Annotated in this window: 1 protein-coding gene; it reads left to right on the top strand. The window is 46.6% G+C overall.

What is annotated here, in order from left to right:
- A partial coding sequence (locus A3761_RS27240; RefSeq protein WP_197472920.1) for a hypothetical protein occupies positions 1 to 365 on the top strand: 365 nt, incomplete at both ends.

The following is a 365-nucleotide window of genomic DNA, read 5'->3' as shown; positions in this document are numbered from 1 at the left end:
TGCATATCGCTGGCTTGATCTTTACGCCGCAGAGTTTGTGGTTAAAGGTTTGTTAGAAGAAGAGCGACAGCATGCCAGCAGCTTAGCGCTTTTAATCTGTGAACTGTCCTACGCGACGAGTAAGGGGCAAATCTGTATTGCCTTGTCAGCTCATAAGATAGGACTTGATCACGACTTCAAAGCTAGCTTATTGCAGCTCTCCGTCGTCGATGACTTCTCACAAGCGAGAGCTCATAAGAGGCTGCATGCAAAACAGAGTGTCAAGCCCTTGGTTGTTTCGGGTGATAAGCTGTATTTGACTCGTTATTGGAATCTACAGTGTGAATTCGAAGCTTGGTTAGCGAAAAGGGTGAGCAGTGAAAGCC

The sequence above is a fragment of the Oleiphilus sp. HI0123 genome (assembly GCF_001635315.1).
This window is presented reverse-complemented; position numbering and strand designations above follow the sequence as displayed.